Raw genomic sequence first — 21,457 nt, 5'->3', positions numbered from 1 at the left:
GCAGGTTGGGTGGAAGACGCATCGACGAAGATTCGCACACAGATCATCACATATCCGAATTGGCTGGCCCGTCGGCAACGACGAACCGGCAACCGAATTTCTTGACGACCATAGAGCATTGGAACCACCTGATCCCATCCCGAACTCAGCAGTGAAACGATGCATCGCCGATGGTAGTGTGGGGTTTCCCCATGTGAGAGTAGGTCATCGTCAAGATTCATTTCGCAAAACCCCTATCTGCGCATGCAGGTAGGGGTTTTGTCTTTTCTGTGTGGCAAAAACTACTTCCTTTCCGAGGGGGGTTGTCGCTATTCACGACGCCCATCGAACAACGTGCGCCTAATATTTACGCTGTTGCAACCTTGAGCGGCGAAAAGTGAGTACCCTTACGTGACTTGGCCAGGCTCAGCTTGCGTCAAGATTCGATTCGTAGCGTTTCAACGGCTGCGAGTCCGTCAGCTTGGCGTGCCGCCAAGTACTTTGATCCATTACCGCAATATCACGTGAGGTTACAAGCGAGATGGCCAAGGCCGCCGATGTCGTTGTGCAATGTCTGGAAAACGAAGGTGTCGAGTATGTGTTCGGTATTCCAGGCGAGGAAAACCTCGACCTGCTCGAATCCCTGCGCAAGTCCAAGATCAAGTTGGTGCTGACCCGTCACGAGCAGTCCGCCGGTTTCATGGCCGCCACCTATGGCCGCTTGACGGGCAAGACCGGTGTGAGCCTTTCCACGCTCGGCCCTGGCGCTACCAACCTGGTTACTGCCAGTGCCTACGCGTATCTGGGCGGCATGCCGATGATGATGATTACCGGCCAGAAGCCGATCAAGAAATCCAAACAGGGTCGTTTCCAGATCATCGACGTGTGCGGCATGATGGACCCCATCACCAAGTACACCCACCAGTTCGCCTCGGCCGACAACATCCCGGCCCGCATGCGCGAAGCCTTCCGCCTGGCTGAAGAAGAAAAACCAGGTGCCGTGCATTTGGAACTGCCCGAGGACATCGCCGCCGAGCAGACCGACGCGCTGCCGATCCCGCGTAGCCTTCATCGCCGTCCTCTCGCCGAGCATGTTGCGATCGAAGCCGCTGTCGAAAAACTGCAAAAGGCCCGCAGCCCGATCCTGGTCATCGGCGCCGGTGCCAACCGCAAGATGACTGCCAAAGTGCTCAAGCAGTTGATCGACAAAACCGGTATTCCGTTCGTGACCACCCAGTTGGGTAAAGGCGTAGTCGACGAGCGCAGCCCGCGTTTCCTGGGTAACGCCGCGCTGTCGTCGGGTGACTTCGTGCACCGCGCCATTGAGGCCTCCGACCTGATCATCAACATCGGCCACGACGTGATCGAGAAGCCGCCGTTCTTCATGGTGCGCGGTGGCACCGAAGTCATCCACATCAGCTTCCGCTCCGCTGAAGTCGATGCCGTGTACTTCCCGCAGGTCGAAGTGATCGGCGACATCGCCAACGCTGTGTGGCAGATCGCCGAAGGCCTGGGCGACACCTCGCATTGGGACTTCACCCGTCTGCTGGCCATTCGCGAAGCCAACGAAGCGCAGATCATCGAAGGTGCCGACGACGACCGCTTCCCGGTATACCCACAACGTCTGGTGGCCGACATCCGTCGCGTGCTGCCTTCCGAAGGTATCGTGGCGCTGGACAACGGCATCTACAAAATCTGGTTCGCCCGCAACTACAAGGCGCACAAGCCCAACACCGTGCTGCTCGACAACGCCTTGGCGACCATGGGCGCCGGCTTGCCGTCGGCAATGGCCGCGCATTTGGTCTACCCGGATCGCCCGGTGATCTCGGTATGCGGCGATGGTGGCTTCATGATGAACAGCCAGGAACTGGAAACCGCCGTACGCCTCGGCATGCACGTCACCGTGGTGATCCTGCGTGACGATGGTTACGGCATGATCCGCTGGAAACAGGCCAACATGGGCTTCACCGATTTCGGCCTGGACTACGGCAACCCGGACTTCGTCAAATACGCCGAAGCCTATGGCGCCAATGGCCATCGCGTGGAAAGTGCCGAAGGCTTGCTGCCACTGCTGCAGCACTGCATCAGCACCCCGGGCGTTCACGTGATCGACTGCCCGGTCGATTACAGCGAGAACGACCGTATCCTCAACAGCGAGTTGCGTGAGCGCGCGCTGGCCGTGTAAGTCCCCGAGGGCTCGCCTTCAACCGAAAGCGAGCCCTGCTCCACGCTCTGGCCGCAGGGCCATGCTAAGGTGCAGCTCCCCCGCGTTTCAGGACCTGCCCATGCTTCCTCCACTCAGCGAAAAAGAACTGCATCGCCTGGACGATCTGTTGATCACCTACGGCAACGATTATTCGGTGCTCAACCTGGCCGAACTCAATGGTTTCTTCACCGCGCTCGCCAGTTCGCCTACGGTCGTGACCCCCGAACACTGGCTGCCGACTGTCGCCGGCGGCAAGGTACCCAAGTTCAAGAAACCTGCCCATGAAGAAGCCTACACGGCGCTGATGCTGCGCTACGCCGATCAAATCGCCGAATCCTTGGCTAACGATCTGGAGCACTTTCAACCCCTGTTCGAAGTCAATGAAACCGAGCAAGGGCCGGTAGTGATACTTGAAGAGTGGTGCTTCGGTTACATGCGTGGCACACAAGTGGCGCAATGGTCGGATCTGCCCGCCGAGCATCAGAAACAGCTCGACGCCATCTCCCTGCATGGGCTGGAAGACAACTTCGAATTGCTCGATACGATGAGCGAAGAGGACTTGCAGGCCTGTATACCGGTCGTCACCGCTGCTGCCCGCGCACTGTATCGCCACCAGCGGCAACTGCGTCATTGAGCTCATTTCTCCAGCACTGAAAGTCTCTGCAAAGCCACCCGCACTTTTCGTGTTTGCAATGAACCCCAAGCACTCATGCCAGTCGTTGTTCCTGCAAGCGCCTTTCTCAGGCGCGCTTTTCAGGAACCGCAATCATGCATGAAGCATCGTCACCCACCATGGGTTTGCTGATCGGCAAATACGGCTATGGCAGAGCGTTGCCGATATTTCTCGGTGTCTTCGCCGCGTTCTGTCTCGGTGTCGCAGGTTTTTTGGGATACGACATGACCACCGTCAGGTTCCCAGGCGAACCTGCGCCTGCCAATGGCTCCGGCGTCACGTTCAATGGCCCGCCCGAGCTATTCATCTACCCCATGGCCTTTCTGGTGTTCGTGGCTTTGTGTCTGGTCGCCGTAATCTTCTGGCAGAAAAAGCTGCGCAATGCGCGTTACGAGGTCTATGAAAAAGGCATTCGCCAGATAACGTCCAGTAACGACGAGTTCGTCGCGTTCAAGGAGATGGACGACCTCTACCTGTTCGCATCGGGTCAGACCCTCACCGCTGGGCTGATCAACAACCTGGCTTACCGCCGCAGCGCCAACGAGCCCTTTCGCCGTGTGAATGCTCACCTGCGCAAACTGGAAGAATTCATCAAGATCGTCCGCGAGCGGTATATGGAGGAGCATATGCCAGCGATGGTCGATACGCTCGATCAAGGTGGCGGCATACGCTTCAACTATGTCGATACCAAACAGGTATGGGGCAAGCGCGTTACCGGCCACTTCCTAGATGTGAAAACCAAGCCGCTGGTGATCACTCCACAGTATCTGGAAGTGGACGGCCATCGCTTCCCCATTGACCTGTTGCGCGAGGCCAACACCAGTGCCTGGACCGAAAAAGTAGTCATCAAGGACAGCGATGGCCAGGTCGTGCTGTCGACCATCGCCACCGGCATCATGGGCATGGATCTGTTCTTCTGCGTACTGGCCTGGTTGCAGGAAACCCATCAAACGCCAGCAGTGGCCAACGTCGCGCCTGGCTATTGAGCGCGACCCGTGAACCGTCTGGCACAACACTTCAAGCCACGGCGCTCTCCACGCGTCGTAAGGCATTGCGGTTCTGCGGCACCTGTAGGCCAAAACTGTCACGCAACGTATCCCCCGGATACTCGCGGCGCAGTAGACCGCGTGCTTGCAACAGCGGCACGACCAGCTCGGTGAAATATTGCAGCCCATCGGGCAGCAGCGAGTTGATGATGAAACCGTCGGCGGCGCGGTCTTCGAACCAGTCCTGCAAAGCGTTGGCCACCTGTTCCGGCGTGCCTGTGAAGTCGCGTTTGGGCCGCGAGAAGCGCAGGGCCAGTTCGCGCAGGGTCAGATTTTCGTCACGGGCCAGCTGCTTGAGGTAGTCGGAAGTGCCTTTGTGGCTGTTTTCGCCCAACGTACCGAGATCGGGGAAGGGGGCGTCCAGGTCATGCTGGGTGAAGTCGTAATCGTTGAACGGCCGGCCTAGGGCGACTAGCGCATCCTCGATGCTCACCAGCTCCACGGCCTGCTGGTAGCGCCGCTCCACCTCGGCCTCGTCGCGACCGATGATCGGACGGATGCCTGGCAGGATGAACAGCTCGTCCGGATCGCGGCCATGGCGTGCAGCGCGCTGCTTGAGGTCGCGGTAGTAGGCGTGGGCTTCGCTGAAGGACTCGGGGTTGAGGAAGATCGCGTCGGCATTCTGCGCGGCGAACTCGCGACCGTCTTCCGATACGCCGGCTTGGAAGATCAAGGGTTGGCCTTGGGGCGAACGCTGGATGTTCAGCGGGCCCTTGACCTGGAAGAACTCGCCTTGGTGACCGAGGGTGTGCAGTTTGGCCGGGTCGAAGAACTCGCCGCTTTGCTTGTCCCGCGTGAAGGCATCGTCTTCCCAGGAGTCCCACAGACCCTGGACCACTTTCACGTGTTCGCGCGCGATGCGGTAGCGCACGGCATGGGGCGGATGCTCGGCCTTGCTGAAATTGTCGGCGGTGCCCGAGAGCCACGAGGTGACCACGTTCCAACCGGCGCGCCCGCCGCTGATCAGATCGAGCGAGGCCAACTGACGCGCGACCTGGAAGGGCTCGGTGTAGCTGACCGTGACCGTCGCCACCAGGCCGATGCGGGTGGTCACGGCCGCCAAGGCCGAAAGCAGTGTCAGGGGTTCGAAGCGGTTGAGGTAGTGCGGGCTGGAACGGGCATGGATGTGCAAGCTGTCGGCGATGAAGGCGAAATCGAAGCGGGCGGCCTCGGCCAGTTTCGCCTGCTGCTGGTAGAAACCGAAGTTGACGCTGGCATCGGCCAGGGCGTCCGGGTGGCGCCATTCGCCCCAACCGTGGCCGACACCGTGGATCATGGCGCCAAGGTGGATCTGTCGTTTGCTCATGAAGGGTTCCTCTGGAAGCATGCGATGGAGGCTTCCCGAGGCGTGCCTGCGCAGTCAGCGCAGGTGAGATGATCGAACCCGCAGGTCCACGCCGGTGGAAGGCATAAGGAAAGGCCTCCACCGGGCGGGGGGTCGGACTCATGTAGGGGACGTTAACGTGCTGCGGAGGGTGTTGTGAAAGGCTTTGTGGTTCTAAGCTAATTATGTGTTTTTCTGATATCCAAAATTTATTTAATGCGAATATTGAATAAATAAATGGCTCAATCCATCCGCGCATACCCAAGCTTCAGCGCAGCTACGCTCACACCGCCACCGGCAGCACATGCCGCGAATGCCCTGGAATGGCCGCGATCAGCTCGCGGGTGTACTCGCCGCGCGGTTGCCCGAACACCTGTATGGCCGGCCCCTGTTCGACCACCTCGCCTCGGCGCAGCACCACGACTTGATCGGCCATGCTCGCCACCACGGCCAGATCATGGGACACCAACACGTAGGCGATCCCCAGCTCGCGTTGCAGCCTTTCCAGCAACGCCAGAATCTGCGCCTGCACCGAGACGTCCAGCGCGCTCACCGGCTCGTCCAGCAGCAGCAACGCAGGCTCCAACGCCAAGGCGCGGGCGATCGCCACGCGTTGGCGCTGCCCGCCGGACAGCTCCCGCGGCAAACGGTCGAGAAACTCCACCGGCAGTTGCACCTGATCGAGCAGCGCGCGTGCCCGCTGTTCCAGCGCCTGACCTTTCAGCAGCCCGAACGACACCAGCGGTTCGGCGATGCAGTCGTACACCGTGAAGCGCGGGTCGAGTGCCGCGAAGGGATTTTGCTGGACCAGTTGCACGCGCCGGCGCAGCGGCCGGAACTGTCGCCACGTGTAGTCGCCGACCGCTTCACCCTCGATCTCGACACTGCCTTGGCTGGGGCGCTCCAGACCCAGGGCGATGCGCAACGCCGTGCTTTTACCGGAACCGGACTCGCCGACGATGGCCAGGGTCTGACCGGCATACACCTCCAGGTGTAGATCCTGCAAAGCAGTGAACGGCTGCTGCCGGCCAGGCACCGCGAAGCGTTTGCCGACGCCGCTCAAGCGCAGCAAGGGCTCGTTCCCAGCCGGCCCTGGGGGCCTGTGCCGTGGCACGAAGGCGGGCGCCGCGTTGAGCAGGTGATGGGTGTAGGGCTGCGCCGAACCCCACAGCACTTGCCGAGGCGAGGCCTGCTCGACCAACTCGCCCTGCTTCATGACCAGCAGCCGATCGGCTCGGTCGCAGGCCATGCCCAGGTCGTGGGTGATGATCAACAGCGAAATGCCGCGTTCGGCTACCTGACGCTGCAGATGGTCGAGGATCTGCCGCTGGACCGTCACGTCCAAGGCGCTGGTGGGCTCGTCGGCGATGATCAGGCGCGGCTCGCCGGCCAGGGCGATGGCGATCAGCACACGCTGGCGCATGCCACCGGACAGCTCGTGCGGATACTGGCGGGCCCGCAGCGCAGGGTCGTCCAGGCCCACCTCCTCCAGTAGCGTCAACACGGCACTGTCCACGTCCGCCGCTTGGCGGCCAGCCCTGGCGGGCAAGGCTTCGGCGATCTGCCGGCCGATGCGTTGGGTCGGGTTGAGGCTGACCATCGGGTCTTGTGGCACCAGGCCCACGGTACGCCCGCGCAGCTGGCGCCGGGTGCGCTCGGCGGCACGGCCCACTTCGACGTCGTCGATCCACAGCTCGCCCCGTTCGATACGGGCGTTGCCAGGCAGCAAGCCGAGCAGGGCGTTGGCCAGGGTCGACTTGCCCGAGCCGGACTCGCCGACGATGGCCAGGGTTTCGCCCTGGGCCAGGCTGAACGACAGTTGCCGCAGCGCCTGGTGGCGCTGCCCGGCGAAGGCGTAGCTGATGCTGAGGTCGCGCACTTCGACCAGAGGGGATGAAGTCATCGGGCATGTTCCTCGGCGCTGCGCGCCAGATGATTGAGGCTGAGCACCACCGCCACCACGAACGACCCCGGCAGCAGCGACACCCAAGGGGCAGTGATGAGGAAGTGTCGGCCGTTGGCGATCAGGGTGCCCCATTCCGCTGCCGGTGGCGCTGCGCCGAAGCCCAGAAAACTCAGGCCGGCAGTGGCCAGGATGGCGGCCCCGAAATCCAGCGTGGCGAGCACCGCCACCGGCCCCCAGGCATTGGGCAGCACATGGCGCAGCAGCGTGCGCGTCCAACTGGCGCCGCCCAGACGCGCGGCCTCGACGTAGGGCAGGGTCTTGATGCGCAGCACCTCGGCGCGGGTGGTACGGGCAAAGCCCGGAATGATACCTACCCCCACCGCAACGGCCACCGGCACCGTGCCGAAGCCGATGGCGGTGACGATCGCCAGCGCCAGCAGCAGGCTGGGCAAGGCCAGCAGCACATCGACCAGGCGCATCAGCGCGGCATCGATCCGCCCACCGGCAAACCCCGCCAGCACGCCGATACCGAGCCCGCCGAGCAGGGCGATGGCCACCGCCAGCGATGCCGCCAGCACCGACAGCCGCGCGCCATACACCACACGGGTATAGAGGTCGCGGCCCAGCTCGTCGGTGCCGAACCAGTGCACGGCACTGGGCGCGCTGAGTTTGTCGAGCGGCGAGGTGGCATAGGGATCGAAGCCGCTCAATACCTGCGGCACCAGCGCGCAGAGCAGGGCGAAGACAACGATCAGCAGTGCCAAGCTGAAACCTGGCCGGCGTAGCAAGGGCACCCAGGCCTGGCGCACACGCTGCCAGCGCGAGCGACGCTTCCAGGCAGGCGCGGTCACGGTAGGCGCAGGCGGATCCAGAGAAAGGTCGATGCTCATGTCCATTCACCCGCAGCGCTGTTTCGGGAACTGAGTCCACGTGGATTGGAAGGCGGCATGCCACCGAACCGGGAGAGGTCGCCGTTCATGTCAGCTCACCCTCGCCTGATGGGTGATGCGTGGGTCCAGATAGGGATACAGCAAGTCGACCAGCAGATTGACCGCCACGAACGCCGCCGCCGACACCGCGACGATCGCCAGCACCACGGGAATGTCCTGGCGCAGCACGGCTTCCTGGGCCAGCCGCCCGACGCCGTTGCGGGAAAAGATGGTTTCCACCAGCACCGCGCCGGACACCGTATTGCCCACCTGCAAGCCGACCAGGGTCAGCAGTGGCAGGGCTGCGTTGCGAAAACCGTGTCGGGCCTGCACCTGGCCGCGGCTGAGGCCCTTGGCGAAGGCCGTGATGATGTACGGCTCCTGCCACACCCCTTGAAAGCCCCGTTGCAGTACCTGCGCATACACCGCCGCACTGGGAATCGCCAGGGTGATGGCTGGCAGCACCAGGCTTTCCAGGCCCTGGCTGCCGGTGGCCGGCAACCAGCCCAGCGCGAAGGCGAACACCTGGATCAGCAGCAGCCCCATCCAGAACACCGGCACCGAGAAGCCCAGCGAAGGCAGGCGCGCCAGCGCGGTCTTGAGCGGCCGCCATTGGATGTAGGCCGTCACGTAAGCAAGACCGATGCCGGCCACCAGCGACAGCAGGATGGCGCTGCCGGCCAATGCCAAGGTCTGCGGCAGACGTTCGGCCAACAGCGCCGTGACCGGTCGACCAAGCGACAGCGACTGGCCCAGATCGCCTTGCAAGGCGCGGCCGAGCAGGTCGAGATACTGCCCTAGCAGGCCTTTGTCCAACCCGTAGTAGGCGCGGGCCTTGGCCAGGTCCTGCGGCGACAGGCCATCGGCTTCCATGCCCGAGGCGCTGAGCATGATCGACAATGTGTCGCCCGGCAGTAGATAGAGGATCAGATAGGTCAGGGTATAGGCGCCCCACAGCACCAACAGGGCCTGGCCGATGCGGCCGATCAGGTAGCGCTTCATGGCTGGCCGACCCGGATGTCGCTGAGCAGCGCGAAGCCTTCGGCGGTCCAGCGGAAGTCCTTGACCCGTGGCGCAGTGGCCGCCTGCCAGACCCGTTCGTACAGCGGGAAGGCCGCCGCTTGGTCGACCAGCAAGTCCTGCAATTGACCGTAGGCCTGCGCCCGTTGCGGATCTGCGGTGGCACGCAGGCCCTGGTCGAACAGCGCCTGCGCCTGCTCGAGGGTGGCGGGTTCGTAGGCGTTGGTGGCCATGGTCGCGCTGTTGGCCGCGCGCGGGTCGAGGATGGTCTGCAGGATGATCGGATCGGCGCGGGTCATGTAGGTGGAGGTGAGGTCGTAGTTGCCCGACGCGTTGCCGGCGACCCACTCGGCACGGGTCAGCACGTTGAGCTTGAGGTCGATGCCGACCTTGCGCAGTTGATCCTGCACCAACACGTCACCGGCGCTTTCGGCGGGGGTGAGGTTGTAGCGCAAGGTCAGGCGCTTGCCGTCCTTGTGCCGGTAGCCGTCCTCGCCCTGATGCCAGCCTGCGGCGTCCAGCAGACGCCCGGCCGCTTGCGGGTCGTAGGCGAGCTTGTCGGCCTGGGGTTTGAAGAAGGGTGTGGTGATGTCATATACACCGCTGACCACTGGAAATTGCTTGTTGTAGACGGTGTGCGCGTAGCTGGTGCGGTCGATGGCCTTCTGCAGGGCCAGGCGCACCTGACGGTCGGCCAGCAGGCGGTCGTTGCGCGTGTTGGGGTAGAGGTTCAAGGCTGGGCCCGGCAGCGAACGGCTCTGGATGCTGGCACCCTTGGACTGGAACAGCTGCTGGTCGACTTCGGAGAACGGCTGACGGGGCCAGAGGATGTCGACCTTGCCCTGCAGGAACAGACCGTTGCGCACGCTTTCCTCCGGGATGTAGCGCACCTCCACGGCATCCAGATGGGCTGCGCCCTGGTTGCGTACGTTGGCCGAGGCCCAGGCGTAGTCGGCGCGCTTGACCAGACGTGCGCCGACTTCCGGGGTGTAGTGCTCGAGGGTGAACGGCCCTGTGCCGATGATCTGGCCCTGGGAGCGCTGTTGGGCGCTGAGTCGGTAGGACGCGGGCGCAAGGATCGCCAGGTTGGTGGTGGAGGTCGCTTGCAGGAAGCCTGCGTTGGGTCGCGACAGCACCAGTTTGACGGTGAAGTCGTCGAGCACCTCGCTGTGGTCGTAGCCGGCCAGGTAGGTGGCGCCGAAGGTGGCCGGCAACTCGCGGGCGAAGGCCTTGTCGCTGTCGAAGGCGGTCTTCACGGCCTGGGCGTCGAAGCGCTCGCCGTTGCTGAAGGTGACGTCCTGGCGCAGGTGGAAGGTGTAGCTCAGGGCGTCGTCGCTGACCTCCCAGCTGCGCGCCAGCCAGGGGATGATGCGACCGGTCTGCGGGTCCTGGTCGGTGAGCGATTCGGCGACGTTGCGCAATAGCACGCGGTGTTCGAGCCAATAGACTTGGAAGGGGTCGAAGCTGACCAGGGTGGTGTTATCGCCCCAGAACGCGATGTTCAGGGTGTTGCGGGTGGCGCTGTCGTCGCCGGGTGAGCAGGCGGTGAGGCTCAGCGCCAGGGCGCCGAGGGCGAACAGGCGGTGCAGTGGGGGCATGGGTGTGCAGTCCTTGAGTTGAGAAAGCCGTTCGCAGGTGGCAGAGGCGCCGCTTCTATTGGGCGTATTCGCGGCCGCCACGCTCCAGTTGCCGCACCAGCGCATCCCAGTGCCGCTGTATCCCTTCTCCCAGCCCATCGGAGAAGCGCTTCGACTGCTCGTGCACCTTGGCGATGGCCGCTGGCGAGGCATGCAGCAAACCGTCGTTGCCGCCCGCCTGGGCCGCCACTTGGATGTTGCAGGCACGCTCCAGCCCATGCAGTTCGCGGAACGCGTGCTCCACGCTGATGCCGGCAGTGAGCAACCCATGGTTGCGCAGGATCAGGATGTTGCTCTGGCCCAGGTTGGCCACCAGGCGCTGCTGTTCGTCCAAGTCCAGGGCCACGCCTTCGTAGGCGTGGTAGACCACTCGGCTGTAGTAGGCCAGGGCGTGTTGCGAGATGGGCAGCAGGCCCTCGCGCTGCGCCGACACCGCCGCGCCATCGCGGGTATGGGTGTGCAGCACGGCCTGCAAGTCGGGCCGTGCGCGGTGGATGGCGCTGTGGATCACGTAACCGGCCTGGTTGATGCCCAGCCCCAGCGGGTCGTCGATGACCGTGCCGTCGACGTCCACCTTGACCAGGTTGGAGGCGGTGATCTCGTCGAACATCAGGCCAAAGGCATTGATCAGGAAATGCTCGTCGGGCCCCGGGACGCGGGCGGAGAAGTGCGTGTAGATGTGGTCGGTCCAACGGAACAGCGCGGCCAGGCGGTAGGCGGCCGCCAGTTTGACGCGCACCTCCCATTCTTCGGCGCTGACCCGCTCGCGCAGTGACGGTGGGGTGGAGGGCAAGGCGGACAGTGCAGGCATGGGGGACGCTCCGAGGGTTCAGTAGCCGCGTGCCAGGTCGACCAGGTTGGCCAGAGGCGCCTGCTCGCGGTAGCGGTGGAAGTTGTCGATGAAGGCTTCGAGAAAGGCCGGATGGCCGTCCTCGGACAGGGCCGAGGTGTGCGGCGAGAGAAACACCCGCGGATGCCGATACAGCGGATGCCCGTCGGGCAGCGGCTCGGGGTCGCTGACGTCCAGGCTGGCGCGACCGACCAGGCCGCTGTCCAGTGCGTGCAGCAAGGCGTGCTGGTCGAGCAGCCCGCCGCGGGCGATGTTGATCAGGTGCAGGCCCGCACGCGCATGGCTCAGCACCTGTTGGTCGATCACGCCACGGGTGGCGGCGGTCAACGGCACTGCGAGCACCAGATGGTCGCTGCCGGCGAACAGCTCGGCGAGGTCGGCGGCCTGGGTCACCCCCGGTTGCGCGGCGATCGCCTGGCCGGGTCTGTTCAGGGCCAGTACCGACATGCCCAGGGCCGTGGCCTTGCGCGCCAGGCTCTGGCCAATGCTGCCGAAGCCGAAGATGCCCAGGGTCCGGCCGCGTACTGGCGCCAGAGGGCTGAGGTGCCAGTCGGCGTCCTTGACCCACAGTCCCGGCAGTTGCTTGGCCGCGGCGAAGATCAGCGCCAGGGCGAACTCGGCCACATGCTCGGCGTTGGCGCCCTTGGCGCTGGTCACGGGCACGTGCTCGAACAGCCAGTTCGGGTAGGCGTCGATGCCCGAAGAGAGCAACTGGATCCATTTGACGCTCCACGGCCATCCTGCCGGTGCGCCCTGCAGGTGCTGGCCGCGCAGTTTGTGCGGCCGCAGGATCAACACGTCGGCGGGGGCGTCGACGCTCAATTGGCCGAGAGGGAGGTCGATGACCCGATGCCCGGGCAGGCGCTCGCGCAGCTGATGGTTGGACGCCGCGTCGAGCTGACTGGCGATGATCGAAGCGCTCATGGCGATACCCGTATGACGAAAGTGGAGGCGTGCTGAGTACGACGGTGGGGTGGAACGGCGCCAGGCGAACGGTTCATGCCACCTCCCGCGCCAGCGCACGACGGCCGGCCTGGTTGAAGACGACATCGTCCTGAGGGGTGTGGATGCGCGCGCACAGCACATTGCGGTAGTGCCGCTCCAGCGCCTGCTGGCGCGACAGACCAGGATTGCCGGCCGCTTCCACCGCCAGCGTCACGGCCTCGATGGCCTGGGCGCTCACCAGCTGCTTGAGTTGGCCCGCATGGGCGGCGGCGGTATGCCCGGCAGCGGCGCTGTCGAGCAGGCTTTGGTTGGCGAAGAGCAAGGTGTCGATGCGCCCGAGCACGTCCTGGAAGCGCGGCAGGCTGGCCAGTGGGGCGCCAAGATTGGCGGGCGCACGCTCGTGCAGGAAACCCACCAGCCAGTCGCGCGCGGCACGGGCCACACCGTCGTAGACCGAGGGCAGCAACACCGCCATCCACAAGTGGGCGCGGTCGTCCAGGGCCGGGAGCGGGGCGCTGGCCGGGCTGACGCCAACGGCATGGTCGAGCGGAATCAGCACGTCGTCGAAGCGCATTTCATGGCTGCACGTGGCGCGCATGCCCAGGTGGTCCCAATCCTCCACGATGCGGATGCCGGGCGTGTCGCGGTGTACCAGAAAACCGCCCACCAAGGGGTCGGCATCGTCGCTGCGTGCCCATACCAGCAGCCAGCTCAGGCCGTGGCTGCCGGTGCAGTAGCGCTTGCGTCCGTTCAGGCGCCAACCGTCCGCGGTGCGTCGCGCCACGGTGGCCGGCAGGCCGCCGCGGGCCGGGCTGCCGAGGTCGGGCTCGACGCGCAAGGCGTTGATCAAGGCGCCGCTGCGTACCGCATCCTCGGCCACCCGCCGGCGCAGGTGCTCGGGCCAGCGTGGGTCGTGTTGCAGACGTTCGTGCTGCAAGTACTGCATGACCAGGATCAGCGCAGTGGCCGGGTCGCCTTGGGCGACCGCGCTGACGATCCGCCGTGCCTGGACGAGGTCCGCACCGCCGCCGCCGAGCGCGGTAGGGGTGGCCAGGCCGAGCAGACCGTGGCGGTGCAGCAGGTCGAAATTGTCCTGGGGGAATTCGGCACTACGGTCGAAGCGTTCGGCGTTGGCTGCCAAGGCCTGCGTCAGCGCGGCGAGAACGCTGTCGGCGGGGTGGGTCATGGGCTTGAGTCCCTGGAATGACGTTGATGGGCTAAGACCGTATTCGTCTGGATAAAAGCTGTAAAAGTCTTTTTAGTTCTAAGCTAATTATTTGTTTTTCGAATTTTATGTTTATTATTTATGCGATTTAGGCATTTAAAGATGAGCCGTGCTCCGTCGCTCCTTCACGTTGGCGAGTGGCAGTAGCGATGGGTGCTTGAAAACATAAATGCATATTAGATTATTCCTAAAATCAATTTAATTTATCTAAAAGAACTCGTTACATTCGCTTCCTAAGGGCCGCACCACGCTGTCCATCCCGTTACCAAGGAGCGTCATGTCCATTCGATCGAAGCTGTTGATCCTCGCCTCGGCCCTGCTGTTGGCGGGGCAGGCCGCCGCTAGCGAGCGCCTGACCCTGCGCATCGGCGACCAGAAGGGCAACATGCGCGCCCAGCTGGAAGCCGCCCAGGCCCTGAAAGACCTACCTTACGACATCCGCTGGGCCGAGTTCCCGGCCGCCGCGCCCTTGGCCGAGGCTCTCAACGCCGGCGCCATCGACGCCGGCATCATCGGCGACGCGCCGTTGTTGTTCGTGCTCGCCTCAGGCGCGCCGGTCAAGGCCATCGCCGTCGACAAGTCCGATGCCTACGGCACTGCATTGCTGGTGCGGCCCGATTCGCCGCTGCACAGCGCCAGCGACCTCAGGGGCAAGCGCATCGCCACCGGCCGCGGTTCGATCGGTCACTACTTGGCGCTCAAGGCGTTGGACCAGGCCGGTTTGACCGAGAAGGACGTGGAGTTGCGCTTCCTCGGCCCGGTGGACGCCAAGATCGCCCTGGCCAACGGTTCGGTGGACGCCTGGTCGACCTGGGAACCCTACACCGCCTTGGCCGAAGTCAGCGGCCAAGGCCGGGTGTTGGTCAATGGCCGCGGGTTGTCGAGCGGCAACAGTTTCCTCGCCGCCACCGACCAGGCGCTGGCCGACCCTGCACGACGCGAGGCGCTGCAGGACTATCTGAACCGTTTGGCCGGCGCCCAAGTGTGGGCGAACAAGAACCTGGACAGCTATTCGAAGACCCTGGCCGCGATCATCGGCTTCCCCGAGAATGCCGCACGCCTGCAATTCGAGCGCCGTCAGCTGCGCTGGCAGGTGATCGACCCCACCACCGTTGCCGAGCAACAAGCCACTGCGGATTTCTATCAGGCCCATGGTCTGATGAACCAGCACCTCGACGTAGCGCCCACCTTCGCCAGCGGCTTCACCCTGAAAACCCGTGATGATGTGGCGGTGCAGCCATGAGCCGCGTGTCGACCTTGCGCCGCTGGGGCTTGGCCTTGCTGGCGGGCGCTCTGCTGCCGGGCTTGGCCCAGGCCGAGCAAACCTTACGCATCGGCTACCAGAAGTCGTCCACGCTGCTGACCCTGCTCAAGGCGCAGGGCACTTTGGAGCAGCGCCTCAAGGCGGACGGCATCCGCGTGAGCTGGCACGAATTCCCCAGTGGCCTGCCGCTGCTCGAAGCGCTCAACCTGGGCAATGTCGACCTGTCCGCCGATGTCGCCGACACCGTGCCGGTGTTCACCCAGGCCGCCGGTGCCAAGCTCACCTATTTCGCCCGCGAGGCGCCGTCGCCCACGGCGCAGGCGATCCTGGTGCCGGCCGACTCGCCGCTCAAGACCCTGGCCGACCTCAAGGGCAAACGCATTGCCGTGACCAAGGCCGCCGGCAGCCACTATCTGCTGATCCAGGCCCTGGCCAAGGCCGGGCTGAGCTTCAAGGACATCGCCCCGGCCTATCTCATCCCCGCCGACGGCCGTGCCGCGTTCGAAAACCGCAAGGTCGACGCCTGGGTCACCTGGGACCCGTACGTCGCCAGCGCCCAGCGCCAGCAACAGGCCCGCGTGCTCGCCGACGGCAAGGGCCTGGCCAGCTACCAGCGCTATTACCTGGCGGGCAGCGATTACGCCAAAGCGCACCCTGAGGTCTTGCAGCAGGTGTATAGCTCGCTGCGCGAGGTCGGCATCTGGACCAAGGCCCATCCGGGCGAAGCGGCGGCCATTCTCGGCCCACTGTGGGGCAATCTGGACAGCGCCACCGTGCAGCAGGCCAATGCGCGGCGCAGTTACGACGTGCAGCCGGTGAAGGTAGGGGATCTGGCCGAGCAGCAGCGCATTGCCGATGCGTTCCAGCGTGAGGGACTGTTGCCAAAGCGGGTGGATGCGCGGGATGTGGAGTTGTTCGAGCCTAAGTAACGGCGAAGGTGCAGAGGTTTCCTCGAATGTGGATTGGCGAGTAGCGAAAGGGGCACCAAACCTGCGTTAGCGGGATGTCACCTTCGCTACGATGGGTGCTTCAGGCTGCCGCTTCCTTGCATCCAGGAAGCTCGACCATGACCATCGGATCTACCCATAACCATCCTGCCGACCTGGCCATTACACCCCAATCGCCGGCCCTGCCCTGGGCAGCGCGTTTCCCCAATCCACCCGATCTATGTTTCGACTACCGCCGGCTGATCGAACAGGCTGGCGGCATTGCCCAGGCAACGCGGTCAGAGCACCGCATCGCCATCGTGGGTGCCGGCGTCACGGGCTTGACCGCTGCCCGTGAATTGCTGCGCTGCGGCTATACCCACGTCACTCTGTTCGAGCAATCGCAGCGTGTTGGCGGCCGCCATCTGACCGTGTCCAGCGCGCCGTCAGCATCCACACAGGCTTGCACCCCCTTCGAGTTGGGCGCAATGCGCATGCCCTTTTTCAACCGAACCGGCGAGTCACCCAAGACTGGGCGTTCGCTCATGGCGTACTACGCCGACCTCTTCGAGCTGCGCATTTCCGACTTTCCCAACCCTGGTACGCCATGGGTCAACGCCACGGGCATCTATCTGCGCGAAGGGCAGTTGGATGGGGAAGGCGATCCTACCTTGTTGATATGGCGCAATGCCCAGGGCCACACACCGCCGCCTACCGCAACGCTGCAGCGCGTACAGGAAAAATGGCTGAGCTTCGCCAAGCGTTTCGCAGTGCAAGTGGCCGGTAGGTATGGCACGGCCGAATGGCCGGCATTGTGGTCGGCCATCGTCGAGCGCTACCACCGCTTGTCGTTCCGCGACCTGGTGGACCTGCCCAAGCTGGACACACTGGACCCCGAACAACCGGGCGACTTCGGTGGGTTGGGCATGACGGCCGACGAATCGGCGATCTTCTACTCGATCGGCATTGGCGACGGCAGTTGGGGAGCGTTCTACGACGTGTGCTGCCTGTACCCCTTGCGCACCGCAATCTTCGGTTTCAGCAGCCATCTGCAACTGGTGCATGGGCGCGTGGACGAGCACGGCCAGCCACTGCCGGCACCCATCTACAGACCCAGTCGCTGCCTGACAGCCAAGGGCTGCCGTTCCAGTCGCCCGGTTATGTCGGCTTGGTGGCGATGGACGAATGCCTGCTGTTCATGAACATCGCCGAAACAGGCACCTCCCTCTACGAACACTGCGTCGCGCGCCAGGACGGCCTGTTGACCGACAGTTCCGTGGTCGCCCTGCAAAAACGTGAAGACGGCAGCATCCGGGTCAGCTAGCGCTGGCGGCACAGCACCCCTGACAGCACGCAATTGCGCAGCCAGGATTTCGACAGTGTGATCCTGACCCTGCCGTCATGGCTGATCGAGACCAACCTGCGCCTCGAAGGCTTCGGCAAGGCGCTGCTGCCGTATTCGGTGGTCGATGCCTGGAAGCACGCGCACTGGGAAACCAGCTGCAAGGTCTACGCTGGGTTGGACAAAGCCTTTCTCGACCGCCATCCGCAACTGCCGCAGATCCTGGTCACCGACAGCTTCGTCCACGACGTCTATGCCTACCGCTACAACGCCAGCTACGCGCAAGACTGCATCCTGCTCAGCTACACCTGGGAAGACGATGCCAGCAAACTGGCCAGCTTCGAGGACGGCGAACTGGTCGAAAAATGCCTGAAGGAACTCGACCGTATCCTGCTGCGCTGCACCAATATCGCCGAACCTATTTCACCTTATGTCGACACCAGCAACATTCGGATACAGCGCTGGCTCACCGATGCCAACGCCCTGGGCTGCGCCAAGCTGTACCGCGCCGGCACCTACTACGACGCGGTCAGCCTGATGAAATACAACCGCGACCTAGGCGGCGAATCGGGACTTTACCTGGCTGGAGAGTCCTTCTCCGTCGATGCCGGCTGGACCGAGCCTTGCCTGCGCACTGCCGTCGATGCCGTGATCAACCTGTGCCAGCACACCCAGGCACGCTTCAACGGCGACTTCACCCTTGACCACTACCCGCATTACCAAGTGCGTTGATGTTTGTCAGGAGGCGTGCCTTGTAGGGCGCCTCCTTCAAGCGCGTAAGACTATTCTTTCAAGCCCTTCGGAGTTTCCCGACTGTTAGTGCTCGACCATCCCCGCTGTACTGGCCGCCTTCCATAACAAACCCAAAAAAGGAAGCCGGAATGACCGACCACTGCACCCCTGTCAGCCCCGTCCGCATCGCCGTCATCCAGTTCGACCCGCAAGTGGGTATCGAGCACGGCGAGGGCAACCTCCAACACACGTTGACCCTGGCGCGTCAGGCGATCGCCGCCGGCGCCAACCTGATCGTGCTGCCCGAACTCTGCAACACCGGGTACACCTTCCTGTCCCGCGCCGAGGCCTACGCCCATGCCGAGACGCTGGGCGAAGGCCGCAGTGTGTGTGCCTGGGCCGACCTGGCCCGTGAGCATGGCGTTTACCTGGCGGCCGGATTCGTCGAGCGCGATGGCCTGAAGTTGTTCGACAGCGCCGTGCTGTTCGGCCCCGACGGCCTGCTCGGTCATTACCGCAAGGCACATCTATGGAACCAGGAAAAGCTCTGGTTCACGCCGGGCGACTTGGGCTTCCCCGTGTTCGAAACGCCCATCGGCCGCATCGGTCTGCTGATCTGCTGGGACATCTGGTTCCCCGAAGTGCCGCGCCTGATGGCTGCCCAAGGCGCCGACATCATCTGCAGCCTGAACAACTGGGTATGGACGCCGCCGCCGCTGTTCGACGCGGCCGGTCGCTGCATGGCCTCGTACCTGACCATCACCGCCGCCCACGTCAACAACCTCTACATCGCTGCCGCCAACCGCATCGGCAGCGAGCGCGACGGGCGCTTCCTCGGCTGCTCGCTGATCGCCGGCACCAACGGCTGGCCCATCGGCGAGGTGGCCGGCGCCGAAGAGGAGTGCATCCTCTACGCCGACGTCGACCTGACCGCAGCGCGCAGCGCGCCGATCTGGAACAGCCTCAACGACCTGCAACGCGACCGGCGCACCGACCTGTACGACGCCGCGCTCGGTTATCGCCTGCACGTACCTATGCCGCGCTGAGGAGGCCACATGAACCGTCCCGATTCTTCTGTCGTGAGCCCCAGCATGGTGCTGTTCGTGGCGCTGTCGATACTGTTGCTGGGCAGCCTGTTGGCCGGGCAATGGCCCGATTACGCCACGCTTTCCAGCACCCTGGACCAACCTGTCAGCCGCCTGCGCTGGATACTCGGCGACATCAGCGAAGTGGCGTTCTACAAACACGAGTTGCCAGCGCTCGGGCTGCTGTTGGGTGCCTGCCTGGGCCACTGGGCCAATACGCGCGGGTACCACTGGCAGGGCTTCGCCATCTGTTACGGCACCGGGCTCTGGCCCTGGGTGTTCGTCAGTTCCTTGCTCGGCCTGCTGTTCAGCCACGTGCTGTGGGGCTGGACATTGAACGGTGGTACCTGGCAGCCGACCTTCGTCGCCTTCGTCTCGCTACCGGCGGCCATGGTACTGATGTTCGGTGGCGGCTGGCGCGTGGCGCTCAATGGCGCGCTGTTGGGCGCGCTGCTGGTGACGCCTGCCAGCCTGCTGCTGGTCAACTACCTGTGTTATCCGCTGGGCCTGCCGGTAGTGATCGGCAACGTGCTGGGCATGGCCGTGGCGAGCGTGGTGGCGTTCGTGCTGTGCAAGCGGTGCCCGGTGCTGGTCAGCGGCGGCCTGCGACCGGAGCCTGTGACCGTCGCCGCACCGTCGCCGCGTTACGGCATCGGCTGGACCTTGCGCCGCGTGCTGGCCGATTTCAGCGAAGCGCCTTTCTTCGGCAACGAACTGGCCAGCCTCGGCTTGCTGCTCGGCGCCTTCCTGGCCTGGTGGCGGACCCCGGCCGCGCCGGCCTACGGCTCGCAACTGATCGTGCAGATCATCGCCGGGCAGGCGCTTGCCTCGCTGACCGGTGTGCTGCTGTGGCGCAGGCAGTGGCAGGCGCGCGGCTGGTACCCCACCTACATTCCGATCGTGTCGGTGGTGCCGGCTGCGGTGCTGACGGTGGGCGGGCATTGGCAGGTGGTGGTGGGCAGCGCGCTGCTGGGCGCCATGCTCGCACCGCCCTTGGCGATAGCGATCAGTTAGCGCTTGCCGAGCTACATGCACGGCTACATCGGCAACGTGTCGTCGATGGCGTTGACCACCTTGACCTTGGTGCCGCTATTGGCCTGGGCGTTTCCCGGAGGTGAAGGGTGAGCCGGCCGAACACGCTGCCCTGGGTGTCGGTCGGCAGCCTTGGCGGCACGGTCAGCATGCAGCCCGACGGCGAGCGCCTGGGCGTCACGCCGAGCTTGGACTGTGAAGCCTTGTTGCGCAGCGTGCCGCAGCTCGCCGACCTGGCACAGGTGCGGGCGCGCACGCTCTGCCTGCAACCCAGCGCCTCCCTGGACGTACCGACGTTGCTCGATGCGTTGAGCTGGGCGCAGCGCGAGGTCGAGGCCGGTGCGCGGGCCGTGGTGCTGACCCAAGGCACCGATACGCTGGAGGAGACGGCCTATCTTCTCGACCTGCTCTGGCCCTGCGCTACGCCATTGGTGATGACCGGCGCCATGCGCTCGGCGCAACAGCCGGGCGCCGACGGGCCGGGCAACCTGCTGGCGGCGGTGCAGGTGGCCCTGGCCGAGTGCAGCCGTGGGCGAGGGGTGCAGGTGGTGCTCAATGACACGATCCACCACGCCAGCCAGGTGCGCAAAACGGCCAGCCTGGCGCTGGCGGCGTTCGACTCGTCCGGCGTCGGGCCCGAGGGCATGGTGATCGAAGGCGTCGCGCACTATTACCGCCCGGCACGTGCGCGTGCGCCGCTGCCGGTGCCTACCGGGCCGGTACCGCCCGTAGCGTTGCTCGAAGCCTGCCTTGGCGCGGATACGGACCTGCTGTGGGCGTTGCCGGAACTGGGCTATGCCGGCGTGGTGATCGCGGGGTTCGGGGCAGGGCATGTGTCGCACGCCTGGGCCGAGGCCTTGGGTGAGCTGGCGGCGCAGATGCCTGTGGTCGTGGCCACGCGTACTGGCAGTGGGCCGACGGCGAGGTCGAGTTATGGGTTCGTCGGGGGAGAGATAGACCTCCAGGCGCGTGGGGTGCACATGGCAGGGGCTTTGTGCGCGCGAAAGTGCCGGGTTTTGCTGGGGTTGCTGTTGGCTTGCGGCAATGTGGGGTTGTTGGAGGGATGGTTGCGGTAAGTGCTGGTCTATCTGTCCTGTCCTGTCCTGTCCTGTCCTGTCCTGTCCAGGGAGGGGACGGCGGCGCTCTATTTGTGAGGCGCCGCCAAACAGCTCTCGAACCAGTTTGGGCTTGATCAGATACCGTGGCTGTCGGGCAACTACCTGTAGAGGTAAAGACTGGCCATCAAAAATCCTCCCTCGAGCCTCGCTTGAGACGCACTCGATGTTGCGTGGCGAAACGATGCGGGGGAGGCCATCGGCACGTCTGAAACGTCTCG

General features: G+C 64.4%; 15 protein-coding genes, 1 rRNA gene and 2 pseudogenes. 10 read left to right on the top strand and 8 right to left on the bottom strand.

Annotated elements, in window-relative coordinates:
• Window positions 1-100: 100 nt before the first annotated feature.
• From rrf to ACSMEV_RS18485, 4 genes are all read left to right on the top strand, one after another.
• Window positions 101-216 (top strand): 5S ribosomal RNA (gene rrf / locus ACSMEV_RS18500).
• A 304-nt stretch (window positions 217-520) separates the two neighbouring features.
• Window positions 521-2,164, top strand: a complete 1,644-nt coding sequence (locus ACSMEV_RS18495) for an acetolactate synthase large subunit (RefSeq protein WP_313741289.1) — start codon at window positions 521-523, stop codon at window positions 2,162-2,164.
• 100 nt (window positions 2,165-2,264) lie between these two features.
• Window positions 2,265-2,819: a UPF0149 family protein gene (locus ACSMEV_RS18490; protein ID WP_459206435.1), complete on the top strand. Its 555-nt coding sequence runs from the start codon at window positions 2,265-2,267 to the stop codon at window positions 2,817-2,819.
• A gap of 134 nt (window positions 2,820-2,953) precedes the next feature.
• Window positions 2,954-3,844 (top strand): hypothetical protein, encoded by an 891-nt coding sequence (locus ACSMEV_RS18485; protein WP_459206434.1) that lies wholly within the window; start codon window positions 2,954-2,956, stop codon window positions 3,842-3,844.
• 31 nt (window positions 3,845-3,875) lie between these two features.
• Here the strand turns inward: ACSMEV_RS18485 and ACSMEV_RS18480 are convergent, their stop codons facing one another.
• The 8 genes from ACSMEV_RS18480 to ACSMEV_RS18445 all read right to left on the bottom strand — a co-directional run bounded on the left by ACSMEV_RS18480 (window position 3,876) and on the right by ACSMEV_RS18445 (window position 13,701).
• On the bottom strand, window positions 3,876-5,210 hold the full coding sequence (locus tag ACSMEV_RS18480; protein WP_459206433.1) for an LLM class flavin-dependent oxidoreductase: 1,335 nt from the start codon (window positions 5,208-5,210) through the stop codon (window positions 3,876-3,878).
• A 301-nt stretch (window positions 5,211-5,511) separates the two neighbouring features.
• Window positions 5,512-7,131 carry a dipeptide ABC transporter ATP-binding protein gene (locus ACSMEV_RS18475; protein ID WP_459206432.1) on the bottom strand — a complete coding sequence of 540 codons (1,620 nt, stop codon included), beginning with the start codon at window positions 7,129-7,131 and terminating at the stop codon, window positions 5,512-5,514.
• The gene (locus ACSMEV_RS18470; RefSeq protein WP_459206431.1) at window positions 7,128-8,024 is read right to left on the bottom strand and encodes an ABC transporter permease; all 897 of its coding nucleotides are present in this window, start codon (window positions 8,022-8,024) and stop codon (window positions 7,128-7,130) included. Before ACSMEV_RS18470 ends, ACSMEV_RS18475 begins: the two co-directional genes overlap by 4 nt.
• A gap of 90 nt (window positions 8,025-8,114) precedes the next feature.
• On the bottom strand, window positions 8,115-9,065 hold the full coding sequence (locus tag ACSMEV_RS18465) for an ABC transporter permease (protein WP_459206430.1): 951 nt from the start codon (window positions 9,063-9,065) through the stop codon (window positions 8,115-8,117).
• Window positions 9,062-10,681, bottom strand: a complete 1,620-nt coding sequence (locus ACSMEV_RS18460; protein WP_459206429.1) for an ABC transporter substrate-binding protein — start codon at window positions 10,679-10,681, stop codon at window positions 9,062-9,064. Before ACSMEV_RS18460 ends, ACSMEV_RS18465 begins: the two co-directional genes overlap by 4 nt.
• Before the next feature lie 55 nt (window positions 10,682-10,736).
• Window positions 10,737-11,531, bottom strand: coding sequence for a class II aldolase/adducin family protein (locus ACSMEV_RS18455; RefSeq protein WP_459206428.1), 795 nt, complete (start codon window positions 11,529-11,531; stop codon window positions 10,737-10,739).
• Between the two features lie 18 nt (window positions 11,532-11,549).
• Window positions 11,550-12,494 carry an NAD(P)-dependent oxidoreductase gene (locus ACSMEV_RS18450; protein ID WP_459206427.1) on the bottom strand — a complete coding sequence of 315 codons (945 nt, stop codon included), beginning with the start codon at window positions 12,492-12,494 and terminating at the stop codon, window positions 11,550-11,552.
• 73 nt (window positions 12,495-12,567) lie between these two features.
• Window positions 12,568-13,701 (bottom strand): acyl-CoA dehydrogenase family protein, encoded by a 1,134-nt coding sequence (locus ACSMEV_RS18445; protein ID WP_459206426.1) that lies wholly within the window; start codon window positions 13,699-13,701, stop codon window positions 12,568-12,570.
• 316 nt (window positions 13,702-14,017) lie between these two features.
• On the opposite strand from ACSMEV_RS18445, the gene ACSMEV_RS18440 reads away from it, so the two are divergent.
• From ACSMEV_RS18440 to ACSMEV_RS18415, 6 genes and pseudogenes are all read left to right on the top strand, one after another.
• The gene (locus ACSMEV_RS18440) at window positions 14,018-14,983 is read left to right on the top strand and encodes an ABC transporter substrate-binding protein (protein WP_459206425.1); all 966 of its coding nucleotides are present in this window, start codon (window positions 14,018-14,020) and stop codon (window positions 14,981-14,983) included.
• On the top strand, window positions 14,980-15,933 hold the full coding sequence (locus ACSMEV_RS18435; RefSeq protein WP_459206424.1) for an aliphatic sulfonate ABC transporter substrate-binding protein: 954 nt from the start codon (window positions 14,980-14,982) through the stop codon (window positions 15,931-15,933). Before ACSMEV_RS18440 ends, ACSMEV_RS18435 begins: the two co-directional genes overlap by 4 nt.
• 137 nt (window positions 15,934-16,070) lie before the next feature.
• A pseudogene (locus ACSMEV_RS18430) lies at window positions 16,071-18,004 on the top strand (flavin monoamine oxidase family protein).
• A gap of 149 nt (window positions 18,005-18,153) precedes the next feature.
• Window positions 18,154-19,050 carry a nitrilase family protein gene (locus ACSMEV_RS18425; protein ID WP_459206423.1) on the top strand — a complete coding sequence of 299 codons (897 nt, stop codon included), beginning with the start codon at window positions 18,154-18,156 and terminating at the stop codon, window positions 19,048-19,050.
• A gap of 9 nt (window positions 19,051-19,059) precedes the next feature.
• A pseudogene (locus ACSMEV_RS18420) lies at window positions 19,060-20,214 on the top strand (hypothetical protein).
• Window positions 20,211-21,197, top strand: a complete 987-nt coding sequence (locus tag ACSMEV_RS18415; protein ID WP_459206422.1) for an asparaginase — start codon at window positions 20,211-20,213, stop codon at window positions 21,195-21,197. The pseudogene ACSMEV_RS18420 and the gene ACSMEV_RS18415 overlap by 4 nt, the downstream one beginning before the upstream one ends.
• Window positions 21,198-21,457: the final 260 nt, after the last annotated feature.

It is taken from the genome of Pseudomonas sp. MLB6B (assembly GCF_054508135.1).
Note: the sequence above shows the minus strand (reverse complement) of the source record. Positions and strands in the feature narration are given on the sequence as shown.